Below are 25,332 nucleotides of genomic sequence, written 5' to 3'. Positions count from 1 at the left end.
TGATGCGTAGGGAATACAATACTGTCAGTTGAGATCGGGCATCAAGGATCGCCAAGTTCTGCAATGACGACCCTCACGAGATCGCGCACCCCGCCTTAGGGAGCGCCATGGCTAGAATTGTCAATCCGAAGCCCATTCGATCGGCATTGAGATACCAAGTATCATACCCTCGGCGTCGGGAGGACGCGCTTGTATTGGATCCCCCGAACTGTCTTCGTCCGAGATTGACCCAAACAGATTTTGGAAGCGAGCTTGCTCCGTCATCGCCTTTGCAAACCCGCCCTCTTCCAGGTTCTTGCCCCGGAGCACGCGCATGAGCCTCACACGCCCTGCTTTGAAGGTCAGTGTCGGAGGAGTGGCCAACGGCCACACTCTCGTTTCGTCCGGCATCAGGTCGATCATGTTCCCTGGCAGCCGGAAAACCGCATAGGGACGCTCGCGAATGCGGTCGAAGGCATCATAAATGAAATAGGTAATTACAGCGAACAGCACTTCTTCAAGCTGAGAATTCGCATCTGGTGCTCCCTCAGGGAACAGGCCCAGAGCCACGTTCGCTCCATCTGCCTGACCAAGCATGCTGGTATCGAGCCTCAGTTCGCCCTTCTTCGCCAAGATCTGCAGGTCGCTTACATCGACAGGAAACCACGGCCCCAATTCCCCATCCACCGTGAACTGGGCTCTGAACCGGGACATGGCCGCTCCAAATTGGCACCAGGTCCCCGGTGTAAAATCTGAAAGCCGAACCGGCCGAAGTACGGAACCGGATGGAACTGCTCCAGCGAGAACAACATTGACGACGTCCTCAACTTTGAGTTTGCCTTCGGCGTTCATCGGCAGGCACAGGACGCTAAGCCAGGTGTTATCGGTGTCGTGCGCTAGCGCATCTGTTTGCTCGTCTCGCGCAATCCGAACTCGTATCGACATGTCACCGGATGGCTTGTAGTCATCGAGGCCTTCAGGCTTTGGCCGCTGCGACAGAACGATGCGCACCGACACGGTCGCGCCTGTATCGATTTCAAGCTCCCAAGAGCCAGCAAAACCTAGCGCCGTGCTGCAGACGATCTTCAGAGTTTGCTTGCCGGGGTTACCGTCTGTCGCAACCAGGCCTGCGACCACACGCGTATATTGCGGGTCGGGTTCAAAGTCGGCGTCTTTCCTCGTAAGAAAATGAACGGCCACGTCGAGACGCTTTCTGTCTGCCGACGCAGCGTCGTCCCCTTCGTCCACGACCGGGAACTCGCCTACATCCAAAGCGACCCCCTCGTGCTTTGTTGCGAACTCAACTCGTTGTGACTGGTCCACGCCTGCTACGACGGGACCCGAAGGCAGATTAAATACGAACGGCGCGGCAAGCCGCACAACTTGCAAAAGGTCGCCGTCCTGGGGGGCGAGTGGGTAGATCCATTCATCCCCCTGCGAAGCCGATTCGTCCTTGGGTCGGTCGATCCGAACTGCTTTTCGCAGCAACTCCGGTGCTTCGAGCCGGCGGAACCGAAGCTTGATCAGCGACCATGGACGGACGAACTCGGCAACCGGCGAAATCAACAGGCCTGAATGATCGAACCGCCCGGCATCGGTCTCCAAATCGAAGGTGTAACCAAGAGGCCCGTCCGCACGCAGCGCCATGGGCTGACCATTGGACGCGTCTACGGTGCGAATCGGATCCGGACCTCGTTCCTGCCAATACTTGAGTACACTTGAATCGCTGAACTCGATCGGCGACGGTTCTGCATCGGAAGCGTCTAGTTCGGCCGCACGCGTGCGAGCGGCGTCCAGCATTGCCTTCCATTCATCCATTCTACCCTTAAGATTGTCTTTGACTGGTCCCGCCGGCTCGTCGTTCCATGCCTTCCACACGTCGTCATACAATTTCTTTGTACGCTGCACGGTGCCCCAGGCGAGCCCGCGCGACAAACGCAGATTGAACGGCGTGGCATCCAGGGGCGGTCCACCATTCGGCTCATCGGGGCGCTTCTTCTCTAAATTCCATGCGCGCACCACGGCCGAGCGATTTATCTGCGCGAGTTTTGCTGGATCTTGCGGTGGCTCGTCGTTCCAGCCGTCTCGAACGACTTGGTCGACTGCCGGCAGCGGATGTCGCGTCGACTCGATCACGACCTCGATGCCATCAGCGGCGTTTAGGTTCGGGTACATCGTTTCGTTGAATAGAGCCAGCAGCGGCGGGACCGAACCGCCGGCCATCATCGGCTCGGTCAACGGTAGAACCAGCGCAAGCCCAGGACGCTGTGCCTGCCGTTCACTGTTGCGATCCGGTACGATCAGCGAAAACCATTCGGTCGCGGTATCCGCTGAGCCCCGGTGGCTAAACGTGACCAGCTTCGCCTCATTCAAACGCATCGATGCATAGCGACTCTTGCCCCGCAAAGCGAACCGCCACAGGTTGGCGCCTCCGCGCCAGCCAAGGTCCTTATCGAGCAGCAGTGGTATCTCCCCAGCAGGAATCTCGACGAATTGGCCGTTCGCCTCCGTCGCATCCATGGCGACGCGTCGCGCGTAGACGTGAGCACGGTTGATCCGACTTTCTCGAATCTCGCCAACGTCGTCATCGAGCCGGCCGATAAAGGACGCCTCGACATATCTTTTGGCGCTGTCGGCGATACCCCTATTTGACGGCTCTGTCGGCAGATCATAGCCCAATCGTGCGAAGTCGCCCGAGATGTCGGGTTGCGGTCGCCCGCGCCAACTCCATCGTTGCTCCATGAGGGCGACCCGGTCGACATAGCGGATAGATGGATACGTATCGCCCTCCGCCGGCCCGGCGGCGGGATCCGAGTGAGCGATCACGCGCGATGCCAAACGTACGAGGACACGATCACGGACGGTTTCAGGCGGCCTAGCCAGCATCACGCGCAGCGGATGGGTCGCAAAGAAGTTGGGAATATCGCTTGTAGCCACCTCTATCGTTAACGTGAGCGGATCCCCAAGATGCCAAGTATGCCCAGAAACGTCGATATCGCGCCAACCTCCCGTAATTGCCGGAACAATCCGCGAAGCTGTCGGAACAGGAGCCAATTCGTCGTGAATTTCGGGAACAGCCCCATAAATGCGCAGCTCATAGATGTGCCCGGGTGCGAGTTTCAAACCAGTCGTGAGACCGATCTCGAGTTCGCTAGGCGCTTCGTCGGACAGCATCAGTATCTTGTCGAGGCTCGTCCTGAGGCCCCTTAGGTCTTTAGGCAGAGCGATGATCGTTCGTTTCGGGAAAACTTCGACCAACTCGTAGGCGATGGCATGAACGGCCGGATCGTCGATCGAACGATCCTCGCGCAATACATATTTTGTGGCGCGGCTGTGCGCCTCGCCGATCTTGGCGCGGATTGCATCTTTGTCGGCACTTCCAAATCCGCCGATAGGTCCGTTCACCCATCGATCGTAGGTCTCCACGTCCACCGCAGGGCGGCGGATCAGAAACTTGGTATCGGACGGCCAGGTCTTACGTCCATCCATGCCGTCGAGAATATGAACGCTACGCGTTTGATGTGTGACTTCAGGTGGCAAGGCCATGCGATCGCCATCTGCGGTGAACGCAAACAAAGACCCATCGACGTCATTGATCATCGCTGCCCCGAACGCCACCCGTGGGGGTTCCGCGTCGAGCCGGTCGGCATCCGTGGTAATCTCGATAAAGGCGGAACTCCAGGCCTGCGGCGCTACGGAAATCTCCGAAGCGACCACAAGTGGCTTCTCCTCAGGCTCATCCTCAGCGAAGGGCCTGTCGGCGAGTTGTACTGCGCGCAGGGCAGTCTGCGAAGACGAGCCAACTATTTCGACTCGCAAACCATTCTTCGAGCCCGGGCCAGTCAGGATAACGTTGGCGTAGCGCTTCTCAATTCCCGAGGCATCTTCACCCCAGATCGCAATCGCCAAGGTTTTGCCCTTCGGCAGCGGGTCGACATCGCCGACGTCGATGCGAATGGCGCAGAGTTGTGGGGCCGTGGGTCCCGGCAGCGGCGGCAACAGTATTCCGCGCTCCTGGCTCTTGTCGAGAAAGAAGCGCACGGGTCGGTTTTTGCGTAGGGTAATCGGCGCAGGTCGGATCGGCAACTCATGCGCAAGAGGAGCCTCGACTCCCGGTGGAAGACCTGGTCCCTGTCCACCCCGCGCCAGGCGCGGTGCTCCGACCGGGCGGGATCGCAGATATGGAATTGTTCTCACCTTGAGGCGAGTTTCCTCGCCGATCGTCTCCTGCCAAGCCTTATGGTCTAGGTTGGGATTGATCCTGCCGATGAAATCAGGACTGGCAAAGTCGCTGTAGGAACTGCGCTGCGTCGGTTCAACATCCGTTGCACGCAAAGGAATCGGCAGCGTGCCGCCGTGCCCAATGAGATATGGAAGAACGTGGATAGCGCGACCGAATGTCAGCGGAGGCAGTTTCGGAAATTCAGCGCGCCGGAATGTTTCCTTGCCTTGCGCGTCAGTTCCGCTGAGAATTTTTGTCGGAAACAAGTATGCCTCCGGGCGGCGCGCCACCGACTGGGACGGGCCACTCGGCTGCAGTTGGTCCGCCGTATCCATCTCCGCCACGATTGAGCGGCTCTCATACCGGATAGCAGCAGCCCTAACACCTGAGACTTCGCCGACGGCATAGGCGACCGGATCGGTGCGCGCGCCGATCTCCCATCTTGTGGCATCCGCAATAGTCCGCACGAGCACTGCATTGTCGGCGCCAAGGGCCTCGCGCGTGCCCACGGCGGCATCCTGCGAACCACGCTTCGGAGTCGTTACCAGCCCCGGCGCATGCAGGGTCGCTACGTTGAGACTCCACCAGCCATCCGCCTTGGTCGGGTCGGCTGGCCCCCCCTTGTCGTCTGCCTTTGCTCGGGCAATCAACACTCCTAGACCGCTAAGCCGTGTCCACAGGTCAACTCCCTCATCGAACGCCTGCAGCTGATCGATCGTGAAGACAAGCGATGGCGCGCTTTCGGTAATACGGCCGGACTCGGCAAGCCGCGCGGCGACCCCCCGAGTCAATTGCGCACCACCGCTTGCAACTGTTCCGGCCGGAGGTGGTATCAGCCGCTTGGTGCGTTCTTTCGCATCTTCTGTCGCTGCGTCGCAAATGTGTTTCAGTATCTCGACGATCCGCTCGGCGTCTTGCGCCGAACGCAAGGCCAATCGGTAGGTTTCTCTCTCCTTTTCATTTCCCGCAGCATCGATTTTTCCTTGAAATATCTGGGCCTGGGCGTGCAAAGTCAGGCCAAGCTTCCACTCAGGAACACCCCAGGCCCGCTGCTGGCCTTGCAATTGGTCGTATATTCTCTGATACGCCGATTTCTGCGACGGATCCTTCTCTCCAGCGATCTTTTGCTCCAGATCCTCTTCTTCTCGCTTGATCCCCTTGAGCTCATCCGCGCTTGGCGCGATTAACGACGCCAAAGCGGCATGGAGCGCGGCATCGAAGGCGCGTTCGAACGCCGGCTGCAGGTATTGCTGCATCGCGATAGGCAGCCGCTCGCGCAACGGCTGTCGCTCCAGCGACTCGAAATCGCCACCCGGCTTTATGATCACTATCTCCGAGGCGCCGTCTATCGGCACGCGGCCCAGCATCAACCAGGGAATCGCTGGACCTGCGTGTGCAATACAAAGGGCGCCGCGCACAGCATTCGGGCCGTCCCGTCTGATTATTGCAGCGACCCGGTTGTATCCTTCAACGCTAAGCCCTCCAACGATCCGAGTGCGCGCGCCTGGCCCGGGATCCAGGCCAAGGGACAAGCCTGATGTAAGAGCGGCCCAGTCGATCAGAACATCGCAAAGTTGGGTCGTACCAATGCTGACAAACAGGCGCAGGACCTGCGTATCATCCTTCTTTTCCCTGCGCAGTCCGAGTTCAATCGGATCGTTGAGAGGGTTACCGCCGAGATCAAACGGAGCCAGTGGTGTTACCTGGCCGAGCACGTCGACGCTGCCTGTTATGTTCAATCGTTTGTGGAGATCAAACTGTATTTTTGCGGCAATTCTCGGCGTTCCGTAGTGGGTGACGGCGCCAACCAGGGCAACCGCTAGACTTGACTCTACGTCCTCCCAGTCGACACGAAGGGAAATTCTAAGGCGCTCTCCGTCCAGTGGCAGCAAGCGGCTCAAATCCAATAGCGGTCTGAGTTCATTGACGAGCTTGGATGCGCCGCTGTCCAATGTCCAACGAAGGAAAAGCCCGCCTATCTCACGCTTGGCGTCCGCCTTGCGGGGTTCGCGCAGCGTGGTCCAATGCTGCGTGATGAATTGCAGAAACCCATCGGAATCTTCTAACAGCAGGGTCGTGGGAGGATCGGCGGCCCATGGCTTGTCCGGCGATGGACGCACCCCAGCGAGCGCGAGCAAGCCGCTCTTTCCTATTGCCCGGATCAAGGCGGGATCCGAGCCTGACTGTGGGCCGGTGATTTCCTTTCTGTCGGCATTCAGGACGGCTTCAAGATCAATCCCGGCCCCCACGGCGTCGTCCGCATGCGCCAGCAACAATGAAACAATCTGGTCGCGCAGATCGGGTTCGCGTTCAGCGAGTGACGACAACAGCGTGATTACCGGCGCACCGGAGGATCGCGACAATCGCCGACGTGGCCATATCACCGGTGCGTGCAGTGCCGTCAGGGTGCGTCGGAGAATATCCGGTCCTCCCGGGCCCATATCGGAGACAATTGCGGCAATATAGCCATCGCGCTGCTCCGCAGCTGTCCGCCGTTTGCGCTCCGTCTCCTGGCGGTCACCGGTGCTGCTGGAGAGGAACGAGGCCGTGGCTCGCCGAACCGCTTCCTCACTTTCGGCAAGCATCTTCTGGATGGTCGAATAGGTGATTGTCATCGCACGTGCAGCCGGATCGATTGCCTCGGCGATTTGGCGCGGAAGTTCATGTGCCCAATCGCCGAATTCAAAGGGGGCCTCGGGCGCACTTCGAATCGTAAGTGTGCTGGGATCGATCAGACGCTCCGGGTAGTCGTCGCTGGTCCCGAGCAGCGACATTGGCAAAGTTGGGATAATCCTTGCCCATGCAGTCTCAGTGCCCGGATAGGTTGGATTCTGCAAGAGAACACCCATCTGCGTGGGCAGCGTGTCGGAATCGAACGGTTCCGGCTGCGTGGTCGGAGGAGCGGTGGGTGGCCACCTTCCGGGCACGGGCGGCTCGGGCGGCGGAAGGGGATCCTTGGGATTTAACGGCGGAACGATTACCGACGCCACGTCTGCCCGGCAAGTCAGGTCGAGCGCGGTGCCGCCGGTAGCCAAGCCGACCGCGTGGAATTGCGGTGCAGCGACGAACAGGTCGTCGGGATCAAAGTCGGCAAGCTTCGAAACGTCGATTGTGGCGCAGGTCCAGACCTTGAGCGCAGCAGGCATCGGCGCCGCTATTGTGGTTAGCGTTTCGACAATGGAAAATACCTTTCGCCCACTGATTTCGTCTGCTTCGATCGTCTCGAGCGTGCTGGGTCCAATGTCAGCGAGGAGTTGCTGGATAGTGCCTTCCAGGCGGTACAAGAACCGGGCTGACGGATCGGCATCTTGTGGCGCTCCGATAAAACTAACTGCATCCGCTGGCACCTTGATCGGCAAATCCCAGGACGTTCCTTTCCGGCAAGACCGCCAGATCACCCAGCTCGAGGGCGAGTGAGGCGCCCAGGGCTGGCTTACGTCGTCTGCGGATTTCCACTTCCACGGCAAAATCGCGTCGAGATCGCCTGCAATTGCGTTTCCGTCGTAGGGATCAATCGCTGAGCTCAATCGCATCGCGATCTGTACGCGTTGAGGCGCGCTCAGATCGGGTAAACGGTCGACTTGCACGTTGACGCGCAACCTTCGTGGTTTAGACATGGCCTCCCCCTCAATATTCGCCGACTAACAATAGGCTTCGCCTTGGCTTCCCGAACCCTTCTTGCTTTCGCCCGCAAATACGTACTCCGCGCGCTGCGAGACATTGAGCGTGTAGAACACGCTGATTTTCACGCTAATTGTCAGTTCCCCGGCTCCAATCATATTGGCTCCGTCGTAGGCGATCTCGAGCAGCAGCGCGATTCCGACGGTGACTAGCCCGGCGACATCCACGTTCCCGCGCACCAGGATGAACACCCGTACCGTCGTGCTGTTACCGCCCCTGCCTGTCGTCCAGGTGAATGCTATGCCGCAGCCGAGTTGTAGATAGACGCCGCCGGATACGACCCCAAAGGAAAATCCGAGGCCCACGCCGGCGACGATGCCAATGTCGAGGGTATAGGTGAGGAGTGGTCGCGGCCGCGCAGCTGGCAGGAAGGACAAACGCTGCGTTAGATACCCACCGCCATTCAGAATCCAGACATTGATCGTGAACGGAGCCAGACGCGAACCAACCGACAATTCGCCGAAGATTTCGAATTCCGGAATGGCTGCGATTCCAAAGAGGATATGAATCGACAGGTCGGCGATTCCGAACGCGCCGCTTTGTATATCAGGCAAATCGAGATCGAGCTTCGCTGCCACCCCCGCAGGGATCATTCCGCGCATGAGCGGCCCAACAGTAAAGTCGCCGGTCTGGCCAGTCGCTTCGATCAGTTGCGTGAGAAACTGAAGGATCTCGGCCAGCTCCACACGATCGGGCTGCACTTTGAAGTCGATATGTCCGGTCTGATCGAAATACAATCCAGTTTGCCGGAAGGTGAGTATCTTCATCCCTGAGCACATGACGTGCCAGTCGCCGAAGATTTGCCCTTTCATCGTCTTCTCGGTGCCATCTCGGCCGGCCGCAAGTCGTGCCTTGGCAGTAAGGCGCGCGACGTCGATGACGATCTTGACAGGACCGAATTCCATCAGCGGAGCAGGCTTGGAGAATGGGACGTCTATGTCCGCCTCCATCCAAGCGGTCATCGTCGCTGGGTCAAAGCCGTGACGAATTTTCAGCGCCTCGCTGTCGTCCAGGTCGGGAAAGCCCACGCGCTGCAGCAGTCCACGGAAATCAATGGCGCCTAGATGGGGAAGCAAATCGGCAACCGAAAGATTGAGGAGCCGTTGCGGCATGACCCGGTCGGTAAGCTCGCTTGTTGGCATCCGCACGCCGAAACTGTCGAGCAGGTCACCGACGGCCTTTCCTGCCCGCTCTGTAGCGGCGATCTGATCGTTGACGCGATTGACCAAGACCAGTGCCGGCGTCATGTCCACGCCAAGCTTCTTGGCCTCTCCGAGCACATAGGCGACCTCGGGACGGTTGAATCCCATACGATCGGTCTTCGGTGGATCGCCAAGGGCCCGTAGTGCACGCAAGGCGCCGTCGCCTTTCTGATAGACTCCTTCCGAGCGCGATTGCCATTCCTCGAGACTCGCGCCGGTTATGTCGCGCACGCTCTCCTGGACCGCGCCCACAAGCTGGCGCGCGCGATTCTCGACGTTGCGCGTAAGCTCATGCACCTGGGCAGCGGCCTCGCGCTTGAGATCATCAAGCTTCTCGGCGTTTGCATCGATGATCTCGCTGACGCGGTCTTGCAGGTCCAGTTTATATTTTTTTAGATCCAGGGACTCTGCAATCCATTTCCCGATCTCGGTGCCTTGATTCGCGATTTGCTGGGCGAATCCTTCGAGGAACTGGCAGGTGGCCGACAACTGATCGATAAGCTTTTGCGCAGGTACGCTCACTGCCCTGGCGGCCTGATCGACCAGCGCGATCAACTGCCCCTTCGCGGATTCAAGTGCAGACGTCGCGGCAACGCGCGCCGAATTCGCCGACGTCCGCAGCTTGGTCCTGGCCTCGCCAATCGCATCGTCGATGGTCTTCAGAACGTCCGCACTGCTTTTCTCCAGGTCTTGGAGTGCCTTTATGAGGCCTGTGCTCACGTTGTTGGTGAAGTTGTCGATTTCCGTCGCTGCCTTGGACCGAAGCACTTCGAGGTCATCAATCGCCTGATTGAAAGCGGCATCCATTTCCGTCGCAATTTCTTTCAGTGCAGACACGAGCTCGCCGCGCTCTCGTTCGATACGCGTCGTGATCTCAGCCGCGACCGTGTCAACCGGCTTCAGCAGGTCGGTAATTGACGTCGCCAGTTCCGCGAGTACCGAGCCGGCTTCGTCGGATGCGAGTTGAATGCGCCCGATCACGGGATCCATGACGTCAGCCAGCTTCTTGCTGACGTTTTTCAATTGCCCGCGTATCACTGCGATAAGCGTCGTTCCGTCGCTGTCGGCTTGTTCTGCGACACCGCGAATCCACACAGTTGTGTCGTCGAATGCTCTTGCGGCCGCAATCAGGATGCGCCGCGCCGAGGCCGGCAAGTCGGAATGTGCGAGCCTGTCCAGGTCGGACCGCAGCTTGTCGACCGTCTTAAGCGTATCGTGAAGCTCTTTCTTGGCCTCCTTTATCTCCTTGGCGTCGCCAACGTCCTTAAGGCTTTGGTCCAGCGCCTCAAGGAGTGTTTTGGCCTCGGCCGCGATCGACGCCAATTCGTTGGTGGTGGTCGCCGCGTTACCGGCGATTACGCCCGAAAGCGCCTTGCTATCCGCCTTGATCCGTGAGCGAATGCCGGCAATTTCCGCCGGAATATCTATGTAAAGGTCGTCGATAAGCTTAGCCGCTTTGCGAACGCGGTCTGACGCGCTTCTCAGATCGTCGAGCAACGCCTTCACATCGGCCACGCCTGATTCGAGCGACTGCTTCAGGGCGTCCGCAGTGCTTTTCGGAAGCGTCCCCACCTTGTCTTCAACCGCTTTGAACATCCGGTCGGCAATTTGCGCAACGGTCCCGAATTTGGCGATATCCGCCTCGACGACTTGCGCGCAGGCCCCGATCTGCCCTTCGATTGTTGCGGCAGCCCCGTTCAGTAGATCTCGAGCCACGATCTTGAATCGACTGACTTGACCATCGATTTGCGCGCGCACCGAGGCTTCCAGGCCCGCGCACATATTTGTCAGTGGGATTTTTCCGACACCTGTCAGGGCATCGCCGACATTGGTGATCGTCCGCTGCAGGTCGTAAGTATCGAGTTCAGCAAAAGCCTTGTCCGCTAAGGCATGCGCCTCAATGCGCAGTGCGTCGCCGCTCAATCGGCGATCCACGTTCTCGAGTGCACCGAGCACCCGTCCGGCAGCACGATCGAGCTCGTTGCGGGCATTCGCAGCTGATAGCGCCAATCCATCGCCGAAGGCCTTCACGTTGGAGCGCTGGTCGGCTGATCCGTTGGATGGAAAGGCGGCGGGCATGCCGCGCGCGATCGTCACGTTTCGCAGGACAGCGGAAGGCCCTCCCGGCACGCGGTTGTGCGTAAGCGCAATCGCATCGTCGGTCTCGTCCAGATCAAGCGTAAAGGGCTCGTACCCGGGAACGTATTCGGGTTCGGGTGCGAGCGGCGCGTCAGTCAAGTCGGCACTGGTCGGATTCATCGCGCCTACGACTGGAGCCGGCCTGTCGCAGAAGTCGACATCCCGAACTGTTTGCCAGGCGTCGGTATCTTCACCCTCTCCGTCGATAACTGAGGTGTAAAAATAGAGCTTTTCAGGCGAGGCAATTTCACGCGGGCGCTCTACGCCGTCGTGCCCCATCAGAGTGAGCCGAACCTGTGGCTTCGGATACAAATTGGCCGGGTGATCCGGGTTCTCAGGTTGGCCGGGTTCAGCGGCCGAGAGCCCGAGGAAAATACGATTCCACAGCGGAACACGCCAACCTTCGCGCCGGACGTCGTTGCCCCAGTCGCTGTCAACGCGAATCTTTTTCGACTTGAACTCCGCGCCGACAACGAATGCGCAGAGGCGGGTGGAGTGTCCGTCTTCCGGATAGTTTCGTATCGGCTGAAGTATTTCGACATACTCCTCTACCTTGCGGAGTACTGGCCGGCCCAGCAACTCGTCCTGCAGGAGCCCGATCGGTTCTGCATTGTAGAATTGCGCCGGTGGCACAACCGATCGCTCGTAGACCACTACGTGTTTGGCGCGATGCCAGAGGCAAGAGATGCGGCCCATGCGCTCGAGGCGATAGCGGTGCACCCGTCCCTGTGAAGTGTCCGTTTCGACAATCGTCTTGCGTTCGTCGAACAATGCGCGCTGTGAACCATAGCCGCCATAGGCCGACAAGTGTATGCCGCGTACGCGTCCCCCATCGGAACGGGGCTTGCCGTAGACGCTCATCAGAATGTTTGCGCTTTCGAATGCCCAAGCTAGGCCTCCAGGAAAACTGTCCTTGTCGTCGTCCGAGCGCTTGAACGTCTCGTTGAGGACCGTTGCGTCGATCAGCCCTCCAGTGTCATTTGGCCCAGGGACGTCGCCCGATACAGGCCACCGCAACGGCGTGCTCGGTCCGCGAAGATCGCCGTGGTCGATTTCGCGCAAGCGGATCTCGAATGACACACCGTCCTCAAGAATAGGATCGTCATCGGGGCGGCTCTTCCATAGCTTGTCAACGGCGATCCGGCTTCGCTCGGCAGCAATCACGCCATCGATCAATCTGGAATGACGCTGGAGGTGCGGATTTGTGCTATCGAACGCATCGAAGAGCGGCAAAGCAGGCTCTCCGATTGCGCCTGCGATCTCGGTGTACCAGACGTCTGGCGAACGCACGCGTGTAAGCAGCCCATACAATAGTTCGAGCCTCAAGCCACGAAGACGCGCTCCGGGAGACCGCTGCGTCGCCTGCCCGAGCAGGCGGCGCAGATTCCATCCCGGCTCGCGGAAACGCGTGTCCGCGAAAGTGGGATCGAGTTGCGCTACCGTGAGGGAGCCAAAGCGCGCCGCTGCCGGTGTTTCTTTCCTAACATCCATCGGTTTGCCGGGGCGATCGGACCGGTTCTTTTCCATAGCTTCGCCGACGACTTGTGGCGGCAAAGTCAGCCGAACCGTTTCGTTGTCGTCCCGCACGCGCCAAGAGAGACCGCCCTCGCCGGCCGCATTCCAAACGGCAATCTCCGAACTTTCAGAGGTCGCGCTGGCAGTGAGTGATTGATACTCAACCACCGCGACGCGCAGCGGCCGCGGATCAAGCACCAGCAAACTCTGGATGGCCGGCGGGGTGTCTGTGGCCTTCGTGCGCCTCGACCTGATTGAGTCCTTCTCGATGGTGATAGCGTGCAAGGACAGCCCAACGGTATGGTCGCGGTGCCGTGTGGCGGTCTCGATCGCGGTGAGCATCAGCAAGGATTGGGACGTGTTCTTCGCTGCCGGCCTCCGGTCGGCCTTGTTGACCCTTGAAGCCGGTTCCGGGCGCTCCAGCGGGATCAGCAGTGGCGCAAAGGGATCGGGTATCTGTGGATTCAGGGGCTTGAGCCGCCTGTCGCGCGCCGTAATGCGAACAGCCGACTCCGGATCGTCTTGATCAGCAGGGTCGGCACGCAAGATCGGAAGCTTGATGACAGCGTCAATGGCGCCAGGCAGCATATCCTGAGCACTCATTTCTTCTGTGGCGGCGTACCGTCGAAGAACAACGACGCCAGCGCCATCGAGAGGCATGTCCTTCATGCTTTCGTGATCGAGTACAAGGCGGAGCGCTCCGACGGACACTGCCTGAATCGAGCCTTGTAGTTGCCTCGCCGTCAGCTCAAAGCGTGTTCCGAGCTGGATGTCGTCCGGATCAAGAACCGACACCGCTGGCTGGAAGGCGGGATACGTTAGCGGGCTATCGTCGACACTTGCTTCGCCCGCAACAGTCCGAGGTGCTGCCAGATCGAATGTGTAACGCGGTGCCACGCGCTGTTCATTAGGCAATCTTGGCAAATCACCATCAAAGCTGGCTCGCAGCCGCAAGTCTTTGGGCGGTCTATTTGCCTTGTTTGCGCCGCGCCACATGTCATCGATGGCGCGCGGTTCGAAGGCCGAGAAACGGAAGGGAAACTCGGCGTCCGAATGTATCGACGATCCGGTGTACGGCGCATCGAGCTCATGCGCGAACCGGTCAACCAACACACCGACCGCATGCCACGCGACCGTCTCCGCTGCGTAGTCAGTCATATCAGGTACAGGCAAAGTGCTGATCGGGCGCCCGTCGCGAACTGCTCGAAGTCCACTATGCAATCGCCTGACTAGATCGCGCATACTGCGCAAGACCACGCCGGCGATCGGTTCCTCCTTGCCGTCGTTATACGATCCGAAATCGAGCCGCGCCGTGGTCAGCCAGCGAACCGGCTCATCCGGCGCCATCGGAAGGTTGATATCGCCGCGTCGCTGTTCCTGGGCAAAGTAGACATCCCGGTTATTTGTAAGCGTCGAACCAGGGGGAGTGATGTACTCGATCGCGGGGGCGAACAGTTGAGAATAGCTGAGCGACCGGAGTTCGAAGCGGAGCGCGAGAGAAGGGTATGTGAAGGTATTCGTTGGTCCATCAAAGGCCACCACACGGAACCCAAACTGACGTCTGATGCCTGTTACCGGAGCCGGAAGTTTCAAACGCCTCAGCAATGGGACTTCGTGAACCTGATCCCATTTTTCCGAAGCCGGATATTTGAAGCGATCCGGCTGGGTCTTGTCGGCGAGATCGAGCAGCGTCTTGTTGTCCCAGTACTGACGCGCCCAGCCCGTCGTGCCGTCGCTATGGACGTTGATGCTTGTACCCATCCAGATGCGATCGAACAGTGCGCTGTCGCCGGCAATGGGCTGCCCTGCATCATCTAGCTTCCAAAGAGCCCGCTGGCCGCTGCCTTCGGCAACCACGACTATGCGACCGCGCGTGTCGCTCCGTTCCGGTCGATCCTGAGGAGCATTGATATGGGCATTCGATGCCAATCGTAAGTCCAGCATCGCGCGAAAGCCTGAGATCTTGCCGCGCGGGCGATCGTCGCCAATCGATTTGGCGAGCGCGTGCAATTCGATCATCGAGCCCACGTAGCGTGGATTGCTGACCACCGCATCGTTGGCCAGCCGCGGAGACCCGGCCGGCGCGGTCATGTCAACAGGCCTGCACGTGTCCAATCTAGCCAGGCATCCAAATTCACGAGCAGCATCCGGCGCAGAGCTGAAAGGCGAGCGGCCTGCGCGATAGAAGCGGACTTCGACGATGTCGCGCATAACGAGCGGGACATACATGTCCGGAAGGTCCAGCAAGCTGTCGTCTCGAAACTCAGCCCGCTCGGCAGCACTCAACGCGCCGCCTGGAAACTCGGCGGGTGGCTCCTTTTCCTTTTCCTTCGGATCTATCCAGAAACCGCCGTACCTCTTACGAGTGGACTCTCCGAATGGATCAATCTCATCATCGGCCTTTGTATGAACTCGGCCCCGTCGACCTTCCACCTGTGACAACATCTGCTTCAAAGCGCTCAGCGGATAGCAGATGTAACGCCAACTCTTGCCAGCGTCGTCGTCGGTCCCAATGATCACAGCGTGGTGTTGGGAAGTCTTGCGGTATGGTGCCGCCCTCAACGCGATAAGCGCAATCCGCGACGCTACCATGCCACCCCCCCCCAAGAGCTAATGGCTCAGTTCCGGCAGCAACACTATTCGCAAACGTGATTTAACGCTATAGAAATGTGCTAGATCGCGCATTACGCTAGACCAGAAATGCTAGCATTCGAGGGACGCTTCGACTATTTCGACAAAAACAGCTTCGAATCCGATCCGTACAGGCGGCCATATTCCTTGACGGCGGGAGGGCGATCTTTGATCTCGGATAGCATTTGTCCCGCATCTGGTAGATGGCACAGAGATAAGACGCTGTGGCGAGGCTGTCCGCAGGCGACCGGCACGGTGGGTTGATTTGGTTCCTGGGTCTTTTTTGTCTAACCACGACGCGAAGAATCGATCGGCATTATATACTGTGGCTGTTACCCGGAGGTGCTGTCATGTCGAAGGTCTTTCTCATCGGCGCAGGAGCATCGGCCGAAGCCGGTTATCCGATTACGAAGGAGCTGACCTACCCGGTTGCGCATTATCTCGTGAAATATAAGAACAATGAGAAGGGTCGTCCCAGCCGGTTGGAGCAGTATCTCGAGACTGTCTATTCACTCGACGAGCACGGGTTACAGCCGGCAGCACACCTTTGGGATGATTTTGTGAATGTTCCATCCGGGCAGGCTCCTGACCGATTGCCAGATACTGAGTTGATGCCAAGCATTATGGAGATACTTAGCGTTATCGATGTCGCTATTGCTGAGCAGTGGAGCCTAGGTCCCAGTCGCGGAGGGTACTCATCGGCGCGAAAATCTCGCGAGTTGAAAGGCAACGAACTACAAAGGGTGCGCGAGCGCCTAGTCGCGGCACTTCTAACAGGCTTCATGCAGTTGGACCAAACTCGGCCCTATCACCTCGCTTTCGAATTATTGGCCAAAAGCCTTCATCGTGACGACGTCGTCGTGACCACCAATTGGGACACGCTGCTCGATCAAGCAATTTGTCGTGAGACAAGCGCGCCGCCAGCCTACGGCACTCTCGGCGCGCGGCTGGTCGACTATCTTGGCGACGACTTAAAACAGCAAGAAACCGCCGAATCTCGGCGTCTTTATAAGCTTCACGGTTCCTTCAACTGGCAGTACTGCCCCCGCTGTGGGAATCTATACGTGAACCCAAACAAAATAATCATGCCGGTGGAGGGCGCGCGCTTGTCGTCGCTCGATCGGGAATGCCACTGTGGTGCTGAGATGGATGGATTGGTTGTCACACCATCATTCGTCAAGAGATACCTGAACGTTCATCTCGCCAACATCTGGAGGGGTGCGCAGAAGGCGCTGGAAGCAGCTAGAGAGTGGATCTTCGTTGGGTACTCGCTGCCAAATGACGACCTTTGGATCAGAGCAATGCTGTTGCGAGCGGTAGTGATACGCAGGGGCCAAAAAAATCCACCAATAATCCACATGGTAAGCCATAAGAAAGACCTTGAGCTTGAAAGTCGATATCGGCAACTCTTCCAATCGGACATCAAATTTCATCCAACAGGCTTTCTTTCATTCCTTACGCAATAGCCCCGGCGAGATGGCGCGCTCGGTGCTTTGCGCGCAAGCTGAAAGCGAGACTTGCAAAGCTGACTGCATCACGTTGGTGCATGACGGCGTCAATGGCCTCATGGAGGGGCGCCGAGGAGCGCGAATGTAAAAGGACGCCGCCCCAAAGGATATCGCTCAAGGCGGACAAGATCGTCCCCAGCAATGCCCGACGACTATCGGCGAAAATCTATTGGAGGGACGAACGTCACCAACTCTGTCTGTCGGGGGTTTGCGTTTGCAGTGCTGTGAAGCAGAATATCCGGTCCAGCGGGAGCAGCATCAGCAATGCTGGCTAGCCTATGACGGACTTGGTAATGGTCGGGGATTGTGGACTCGAACCACAGACCCCTCGGGTACTGCCCGAGTGCTCTACCGCTGAGCTAATCCCCCAGTAACAATGAGAGAAAGAGAACCGTTCGATGTCAAGTGCTAATCCGCCTTTTCGGCGAATTCACTCTGCCAAAGAGTTCGACGAAGCTATTGCGGACGCCAAGGCGAAAATTTCGACGGTTCGCTCGGGCACCTGGTTTAGAGGACAGCGCGTTGGCGCTTGGCCGCTTACACCCGGGTTGTTTCGGCCCGGAAACGATTACAGCCGGGAGCACGCTCTATTTGAAGAATTTAGATACCGAAGCGGGCTACTACTACCAGAAAAATCGAGCAGCTGGCGAATGTTATTTCTGATGCAGCACTTTGGCGTTCCAACCCGCTTGCTAGACTGGTCTGATAGTTTGAGCGTTGCGCTATATTTTGCGTTAAGCGGAGCAGCGGATAAGGCACGAGTGTGGTTACTTAACCCATACATTTTGACGTCTATATCAACAAAGGGGTGTCTGAATCCAGCTTATGCAACTAAGAAAGATAAATTCATCCATGATCTCACCGACGACGAGGAACTCGATTACTATAAAAGATTTATCGAATCTCGTGACTGGCCCTTCGCGTTGCCATTTCCGATCTATTGCAAGAGGGATTTCGTCAGAATTGACAGGCAGAATGGTTACTTTACGGTTCACGGCAGTTCGGCATTTGAAGATGACCAACGCTTATCGCGGTGCCTGCAGTCAATACAGATCGAGGGGTTGGGAGTCGATGAATTGAAGCAACGACTTGTGGACAGTAATGTTGACGCGTTTGCAATTTTCAACGACCTTGCCGGGTTAGCTCAAGCTCTCAAAGAGAAATATAAGCTGATTTGACTCCGGATGTAGGACGGCTGCCTATATGTGCAAGATCGGCACCTGTGAAATGGCAAGAGGGCGGCCAAAGGCAGCGATTAGCCGGGACTACGTCTAGTGGACTGCAGAAATGTGTTGAGGCCGCGAAGCCTTCACACTCATCAGTTCATGGTAGTGCGTCACATAAATGACGGTGATCCCAGGCTCGACATGAAGCCGCTTGATTTCGATCGGAGCGCGAGATCGCTTTCCGCAAGTGGATGCCTGTCCACCGTTCTGGCCGGTCGCTCGTCCGGAGCAAGTTTGCCGATGTTTCACGAACAAAAGCAGAGACGAAGGATTTGCTGCAAAGCAAACCGGATCTTGCCGGTCTGTTCGCCGTTTGGGACGTGCCGGCTACCGCCGCCGCCGCTGGAAGGGAGGTGACCCGTCCGGATGAATCCGAAATGAACCTCTATTGCGGCGTCCTCTCACAAGCTTACGGGAAGCGAGCTTTGACCAGGGGATGCATCTCGAATTGCTGTCTTGTAAGTTTCAGCGTCTTCAGAAGATCGACGGCCACTCCCTCGATCTCGGGCGCGTAGCTCGTGACTAAGTCGGACGTGTCCTTCCAAAGCTTGATCTCGTCGGCCTGCATGGCGCTTTCCGCGTCGGCTGGTGGGCGATCATTGTAGCGGATATTGCGAAGAAGGTTCAGTAGCTGCGAGACCATCTTGTGATCCACGTAGCCGCTGACGTCTTGGGTAAGGTCGAAGGCCGCCTGGTTGTCCACTACGCCTCTCTTTAGAGCTTGGGCCATGACGCCAGCGTACAGGACCTTCACCCGATCCTCGCACCACTTTTCCAAGTCGGGCATCGAAGTTATCGGCCTTGATGTGTCGAGCTCTGAGGTACCGCCGATGAAGACCAGATTGCCTAGCGGGGGCTCGATCGAAACCTCGCCCATCTCAAACTTGAGATGGTAGCCGACGAAGTGGTGACCAAGCTCGTGCCGAGCACGATCCAGCCCTGAAACTGCAGCCATAAATTTCACCCTCCCAATAATGCACCGGCTCTGGCTGACTCTTTGTCATCACTTATAGGAGGTACCCAGCCTAAAAGGGAGCGTGGCGTTTAGTTAGCGGGGCCTATTCCGTCGACGGCGTCAATCCGTGAAGCGATCCGGGACCAGCACATCGAATGGCCGCTTGCGGCGCAGATGTGCCGCTACAACCGTGCGTCTGGTGTCGGCTTATAGGATTCCACTTTTGGTCCGCCGAACGTCCGAGTTAAGGCGGAAAGCAGCCGCTAGCCCCGGACAAAGCCCGGGGCAATGCGGAAATGTCTTCGGATCATCTAGTCCTCCTCGCTCATTAGATCAGAAAGGAGACGCCTGCTTGGAAGTGCGTGCCACTCGGATGTGCGGCGCTTCGGTTCTTTCCGTCGCGACCGACCGGCTTCGAGTATCCGGCGTGAGATCGCCTCTTGCTGCTGGCGTAGGTGATCGCTCAGCAACTTGTTGCGTGTGATGTAGCCCGCATTAACTCCCGGGATCGAGTGGTTCATCAGAAGGTGAACGTCCAGCTCCGCAACGCCCGCGGTTTGCGCGATGGTGCGGAACGTCTGCCGCAGGTCATTCCCCCATTTCGACAGATCGCTGCGCTTCTCTTTGTGCTCGATAATGTGACCGCTTTTGCTGTCGGCCGGGAAGAGCCATTCACGCGATTGCTTGGCGTAGAGAGCCCGACCAGTGCGCATCACTCGAACCAAGCAGCGGATCATGGCTCGCGAAAGCGGGATGTCGAATGCCTTGACCTCACCGCCCTTCGGCCTGGGTATGTGCAGGACACGCGCGCGAAAGTCGACATGCTCGACCCGCGCCTTCCTAATCGCTTCAGGGCGATGGCCCGAGAGCAGCATGAACAGGTGGAGCTCCCGCCGAACAGGGTTCTTCAAGGCCGCAAGCTGGGTGAACCATTCCTCCAGATCCTTTAGCCCGAGCGCGGTGTCGCGCCGATGTTCGGCATTCCAATCAATGGCAGAGACCGGGTTGTCAGCAGGCAGCGTGCGGGCAACCTTGCGAGCATGGTTGTAAACAGCGCGCAACGTTCGCATGCAGCCATTGGCGATATAGACACCGTTCTTCTTGGTGAGTTTCTCGTGTCGCACAGTCACGAGGGAAGGATCGTCGCCCAGCTTGGAAAGCGGCTCGTCAAGCCAATCGGCCAACAGCCGCTCGATGTGATCACGATAGTTGTTGATCGTCCCATCGCTGCGGCCTTTGTTCTTCATATGCCCGTCGCGATAGCGTTCCCAGGCAATGCGCAGCGTGGGGTTCGTGATCGACGGCAGATCAGCCGCTGCAGCTTCGCCGTCCCGCTTGCGCGTCGACGCGCGAGGGTCCACGCCGTTGGCGATCTTGCCGAGAATGTCCTTGGCCTTCGCCCGCGCCGCACGCGTTGTGAGGTCTCCAACTTCGGCAACCTTCATCCGGACGGACAGACGCTTGCCCGCCTTCATTCGATCACCCTGGACGACGAACGTTTTTTTCCGTTTGCCCACGAGCACCATGAAGCCCTGCAGGTCGGTGTCGCGAGCAAAATATTGGCCCGAAGACGCCGGCTGGAGGCTTGCGACGGCGCGGTCTGTAAGGGGGAGTCGAAGATCTGCCATGAAATTAGTACGGGATTAGTACGGAAACTGCGCCATATTCGATGTGTTGGTTTGTCTACGCGATCATAGCCCCGCAGTACGAAAAACACAACAAGTTTAGCATGTTAGAACGAGCGAAAACGTACAGAGACCTGCATTGAGAAACAATGGGGAAAGCCCTCTGACAAATTCCTAATCTGTAGGTCACAGGTTCGATTCCTGTCGGGATCACCATGCTTTTTCAATAACTTAGCGAAATTGCCGCCGTACTTTTTTCTGAGGAAATAGTACGGCGAATTTTTGCAGATCCTATGGTTCTGGCACGATCAGCGCCGCACGACCGGAAGTTGGAGAGTTCTTTCGAATAAAATCCAGGCCGGAATGCAGTCAGCGCTCCAAATCCGTTGCATTGCCTTTGCCACCAAAGCGGCGGTCAGCACCGCTGGCGTTTCGACGCAGACCAGGACCATGGAGTGCAGTCACCTGGCCAATGTTTCGGCCTGAGAAGCAGGGACGAAAGCCGCACCGAGCGTCGGATAAGCAGGAGGAACGCTGCGTGGACCAAGGCGATAACCCACTAAAAAGGATGGATTCAGTGAAACCGCACGAGCATATTGCGGGTCGGGCGCGCAGTGATTGAAAATCATCGCGCCGCGCTATGTTATTTGCAAGCTGCGCCAGTTCCTTTCGCTCTCGTTAGCGGCCTTGGCAATTCAGCCACAACCGATGCAAAAAGGGGCAGCTCTGGTCCCACAAGAAAGGGGCATGTTGTGCCATTGAATTTTACGTTTTGAGACCGGCGGCGGGCCAGGTCCGCTTGCCGAACAGGGAGGAAGACAATGGACGGAGAATCGCATTCCCAATCAAGGCGAAGATTTCTGAAGACGAGTGGACTTGTCGCTGGGCTAACGGCGACGGCGGTTACCGCTCCCTGGGTTCGAAGGGCCGGAGCCGCTGACACAATCATCTGGAAGATTCAAACCTCGTGGCCGGCGGGCGTCGGACTTGAAACTTTCCAAAACTGGTGTGGCACCATCAAGGAAAAGACCGGAGGCCAACTCGAATTTCAGCCGTTCAAGGCAAAGGACATCGTCGGTGACTTCGAGCTGCTCGACGGGGTGAAGAACGGCGTCCTGGAAGCGATGAATTCGTTTTCACTTTACTGGGCCGGTAAGCTTCCCGCGACAGCGTTCCTGTCTTCTTACACGATGGGGCTACGCTATCCGCACGAATGGGACATCTTCTTCTATTCAAAAGGTGGTCTGCAGGCCGCGCGCGACCTTTATGCGAAACAAGGTCTTTACTACGTCAACCGCATTCACCACGGCCCGAACATCATCCACTCAAAGACACCGATCCGCTCGATCGAGGACTTCAGGGATCTGAAGCTGCGCGTACCGGGCGGCATGATCGCCGAGACATTCGCGAAAGCGGGCGCCAAGACGACGCTGCTGCCGGGGGGCGAGGTATTCTCCGCGCTGGAGAAAGGCACGATCGATGCAGCCGACTACACTGGGCCGGCGGTAAACTGGGCGCTCGGGTTCCAGCAGGTGACCAAGTACATTTCCATGGGCCCAGCCGGTCTGATGTCCGTATACCAGCCCGTCGATCTGATGGACTTTGCCGTCAACATGAACGTCTGGAACCAACTCCCGGACAACCTCAAGAAGTTCGTGGAAGACGAAATCCAAGTCTATTCCAACACTCATTTCGGGGCCATCCAGAAGGCCGACATGGAGGCTTGGCAGAAATTCCTGGATGCCGGCATTGAAATCAATCGGCTTGGAGCGGAGGACCTCCAGAAGTTCCAGGAAATCGCGGTGCCGATCTGGTTCGAGTGGGCCAATAAGGACAAGGACGCCGCGCGAATCTTCAAACTGCAGCTTGAGGTGATGGAGAACCCGACCGTCGGTTACGTAACGCCGGACATGTATCAGGGATTGTCGATCAACCTCTGAGGCTCTCCGCGCCCGCCCTGTCCGGCCGGGCGCACTCTCCTGCAAGAGGCAGTCGCCGATGCCCTCACTCACATTTGTGCTGCCGCACTGGCTATACTGGTCAAGCCTCGTGCTTTTCCCGGTTGCCGCGGTCTTCCTTGTGCATCGCGAGCGGGCACAGCGCGGTGCCGGCCGCCCGAATCTCTTTCTTGCCTACCTGTTCCTGGTCACTGCGGGCTTCCTCGGCATGCACCGCTTTTATCTGAAGAGCAGGTGGGGATTCATTTTTATCCCGCTCTTCATTGCAGTGCTTTGGACGGGCGCCCAGGTACGCGACGGACGTGAGGCAGTGTCGCTCGCGCGATCCCAGGCCGAACACGCCGAAAGGCTGTTGCCGCGTGCCAAGGCAGATGTAGGAACCAGCAAAGAGGGTGCTGCCGATCGCCTGGCGAGAGCTGAGGCAGACGCCACGGTGGCGCGCGATAATCTGGCCGCCGCCGCCCATGGGCTCGAGCGCGCCAACAACATTGGCCGAATTGCCGGACTTCTGCTTGGTCTCGCTGTCGCAGGCGACGCCTTTCTGATGCCCGGCCTGGTTCGACGCGCCCGCGAACGTGAGGTTCAACCGAACCCAACAGAAACCCATCCGATTGTGACCGACGTTCCCGCCACGCCCGTCAAGATGCCGCTCGCCGCTTTCCGGCCTGTCGACCGGCTGGTCAAGGTGACGGGCGAGTTGGTCGCCTACTGGTCGGTTCTCGCAGTGATGGCGTACTACTACGAAGTGGTGGCCCGTTTTGTTTTCAACTCACCGACGAACTGGGTGCATGAGAGTATGTTTCTTATGTTCGGCATCCAGTACATGCTGGCAGGTGCCTATGCCTACCGCGACGAAACGCATGTCAGGGTGGACATCGTCTACAGCCATCTCTCCGAACGCGGTCGCGCTGTTTGCGACATCATCACCTCGGCCTTCTTCTTCCTGTTCACCGGCACCATGCTTGTCACAGGATGGCGATTTGCGAGTGATGCCATGGCGGTTGGCGAACGCTCGTTCACCGAATGGGGCATCCAATACTGGCCGGTAAAGCTCGCGATCCCCTTCGGGGCAGCGCTCCTGCTGCTTCAGGGCCTGTCCCGGCTGATGCGAGACATCGCCACTGTAGGAAGGATCGGCTGAGCGATGGGTCTCGAGCTTCCGATCCTGTGGCTCAGCGTATTGATGTTCGGGGGTCTGGGCGTCCTTCTGCTGCTCGGACTGCCGATGGCGTTCTGTACCGGCAGCCTCGCCGTGCTCTTCCTTTTTTTGTTCGGCAATTCGGCCATGCTGAACATGCTGCCGTCTCGGGTCTTCCCCTTCATGACGGATTATCAGCTCTCGGCGGTGCCGCTTTTCATCTTCATGGCCGCGATTCTCGAGAAGGCGGGCATCATCGAGGAGCTGTTCGACGTCGTCTACAGATGGCTGGGCGGACTGAAAGGCGGGCTTGCTTCGGCCACGGTGATCTCATGCACGCTGCTGGCCGCGATGGTCGGTGTCGTCGGGGCGACGGAAGTGACGATGGGTATGATCGCGCTTCCCGCCATGCTGCGCCGCAACTATGACGCCAAGCTCGCTTGCGGCTCGCTTCTTGCAGGCGGGACCCTTGGCATTCTCATACCCCCTTCCGTCATGGCGATCGTCTATGCCGTCGTGGCGCAGCAGTCGCTGGGCGAGCTTTTGATCGGGTCAGTGTTTCCCGGGCTGCTGCTGTCTGGGATGTATGTCGCCTACGTGACGGCGCGCTGTTACATCAACCCCAAGCTCGGCCCGGCGTTGCCGCCGGACGAGCGCATCGCATTCGCCCAAAAAATCAAGCTTTTGCGCCGCACGTTCATGCCGATACTGCTGATCCTGCTTGTGCTCGGGGTCATCTTCATTGGCATTGCCACGCCGGTCGAAGCCGCCGGCATCGGCACGTTCGGTGCTTTCATCGTCTGCGCCGCACATCGGCGCCTGACCTGGGACACGATCCGCGAGGCCAGTGTCGCGACGCTTAAGGCCACGGCAATGGTAATGTGGATATTCTTCGGCGCCACCATGTTCGTCGGCTTCTTCATCCTGAAGGGCGGCCAGAGCTTCGTCGCCGAATCCATACTCGGAACAGGCTTGGCGCCATACGGCGTTCTTGTTCTGATGATGATCATCCTGTTCGTCCTCGGCATGTTTCTGGACTGGGTGGGCATTCTCCTTCTCACCGTACCGATCTTTCTGCCCATCCTTAAGTCACTAGAATTCGGCGGCACGTTCGGGTTAGCCGGTGTGGCTCCTGAAGACGTGCCGCTGTGGTATGGTGTCATTTTCATGGTCAACATGCAGATGGCGTTCCTGAGTCCGCCTTTCGGCTATTCGCTGTTCTATCTGAAGAGCGTTGCTCCGCCGGAGATCTCGATGGCGACGATCTTCCGATCCGCAGTCCCCTTCTTGTGCCTGCAGGCGATCGGAGTGGGACTGTGCATCGTGTTCCCCCCAATCGTCATCTGGCTGCCGAAGGTCATGTACGGAGGCAATTGACCACATTTGCGGCTTGCGTCATCCGACACCAGGATCAATCGAATTTGATAGCTTTTCTATTGAACGGCGCCCCCTTTTTTGCCTCCCTTTGCGCGCCGTCATGAGATCGCTTCTTGAAACAATCCTCGCTGCGAGTGCGGGTCTATCGCTCTCGACCGGTCTTGGTTATCTCGCCT

The 25,332-nt window shown here is 58.2% G+C and carries 10 protein-coding genes and 1 tRNA gene; 5 read left to right on the top strand and 6 right to left on the bottom strand.

All coding sequences use genetic code 11. The annotated features are described in order from the left end of the window. Positions 1–120 precede the first annotated feature (120 nt). Together AC0L2Y_RS07520 and AC0L2Y_RS07515 are read right to left on the bottom strand one after the other, a co-directional pair. Positions 121–7,818 (bottom strand): hypothetical protein, encoded by a 7,698-nt coding sequence (locus AC0L2Y_RS07520; RefSeq protein ID WP_473554977.1) that lies wholly within the window; start codon positions 7,816–7,818, stop codon positions 121–123. Positions 7,819–7,842: 24 nt separating this feature from the next. Next, positions 7,843–15,330: a hypothetical protein gene (locus AC0L2Y_RS07515; protein ID WP_473554974.1), complete on the bottom strand. Its 7,488-nt coding sequence runs from the start codon at positions 15,328–15,330 to the stop codon at positions 7,843–7,845. 389 nt (positions 15,331–15,719) lie between these two features. Between AC0L2Y_RS07515 and AC0L2Y_RS07510 the strand changes: the two genes are divergently transcribed. Continuing rightward, positions 15,720–16,835: an SIR2 family protein gene (locus AC0L2Y_RS07510; protein ID WP_473554973.1), complete on the top strand. Its 1,116-nt coding sequence runs from the start codon at positions 15,720–15,722 to the stop codon at positions 16,833–16,835. Positions 16,836–17,171: 336 nt separating this feature from the next. Here the strand turns inward: AC0L2Y_RS07510 and AC0L2Y_RS07505 are convergent. Next, a tRNA-Thr gene (locus AC0L2Y_RS07505) sits at positions 17,172–17,246 on the bottom strand. A 29-nt stretch (positions 17,247–17,275) separates the two neighbouring features. Between AC0L2Y_RS07505 and AC0L2Y_RS07500 the strand changes: the two genes are divergently transcribed. Further along, on the top strand, positions 17,276–18,055 hold the full coding sequence (locus tag AC0L2Y_RS07500; protein WP_473554970.1) for an FRG domain-containing protein: 780 nt from the start codon (positions 17,276–17,278) through the stop codon (positions 18,053–18,055). Between the two features lie 457 nt (positions 18,056–18,512). Here AC0L2Y_RS07500 and AC0L2Y_RS07495 read toward each other — a convergent pair whose 3' ends face one another. Next, complete coding sequence (locus AC0L2Y_RS07495; RefSeq protein WP_473554968.1) at positions 18,513–19,058, bottom strand: hypothetical protein; 546 nt, start codon at positions 19,056–19,058, stop codon at positions 18,513–18,515. Between the two features lie 311 nt (positions 19,059–19,369). Further along, complete coding sequence (locus AC0L2Y_RS07490) at positions 19,370–20,686, bottom strand: tyrosine-type recombinase/integrase (protein ID WP_473554967.1); 1,317 nt, start codon at positions 20,684–20,686, stop codon at positions 19,370–19,372. An 818-nt stretch (positions 20,687–21,504) separates the two neighbouring features. On the opposite strand from AC0L2Y_RS07490, the gene dctP reads away from it, so the two are divergent. Continuing rightward, positions 21,505–22,623, top strand: coding sequence for a TRAP transporter substrate-binding protein DctP (gene dctP, locus AC0L2Y_RS07485; RefSeq protein ID WP_376702990.1), 1,119 nt, complete (start codon positions 21,505–21,507; stop codon positions 22,621–22,623). 100 nt (positions 22,624–22,723) lie between these two features. Here the strand turns inward: dctP and AC0L2Y_RS07480 are convergent, their stop codons facing one another. Continuing rightward, complete coding sequence (locus tag AC0L2Y_RS07480) at positions 22,724–23,227, bottom strand: hypothetical protein (RefSeq protein WP_473554964.1); 504 nt, start codon at positions 23,225–23,227, stop codon at positions 22,724–22,726. Positions 23,228–23,254: 27 nt separating this feature from the next. Between AC0L2Y_RS07480 and AC0L2Y_RS07475 the strand changes: the two genes are divergently transcribed. Together AC0L2Y_RS07475 and AC0L2Y_RS07470 are read left to right on the top strand one after the other, a co-directional pair. Next, positions 23,255–23,782, top strand: coding sequence for a TRAP transporter small permease subunit (locus AC0L2Y_RS07475; RefSeq protein ID WP_473554962.1), 528 nt, complete (start codon positions 23,255–23,257; stop codon positions 23,780–23,782). 3 nt (positions 23,783–23,785) lie between these two features. Then, the gene (locus AC0L2Y_RS07470; protein ID WP_473554959.1) at positions 23,786–25,156 is read left to right on the top strand and encodes a TRAP transporter large permease; all 1,371 of its coding nucleotides are present in this window, start codon (positions 23,786–23,788) and stop codon (positions 25,154–25,156) included. The last annotated feature ends 176 nt before the right edge of the window (positions 25,157–25,332 follow it).

Source organism: Mesorhizobium sp. WSM4830 (genome assembly GCF_055811495.1).
This window is presented reverse-complemented; position numbering and strand designations above follow the sequence as displayed.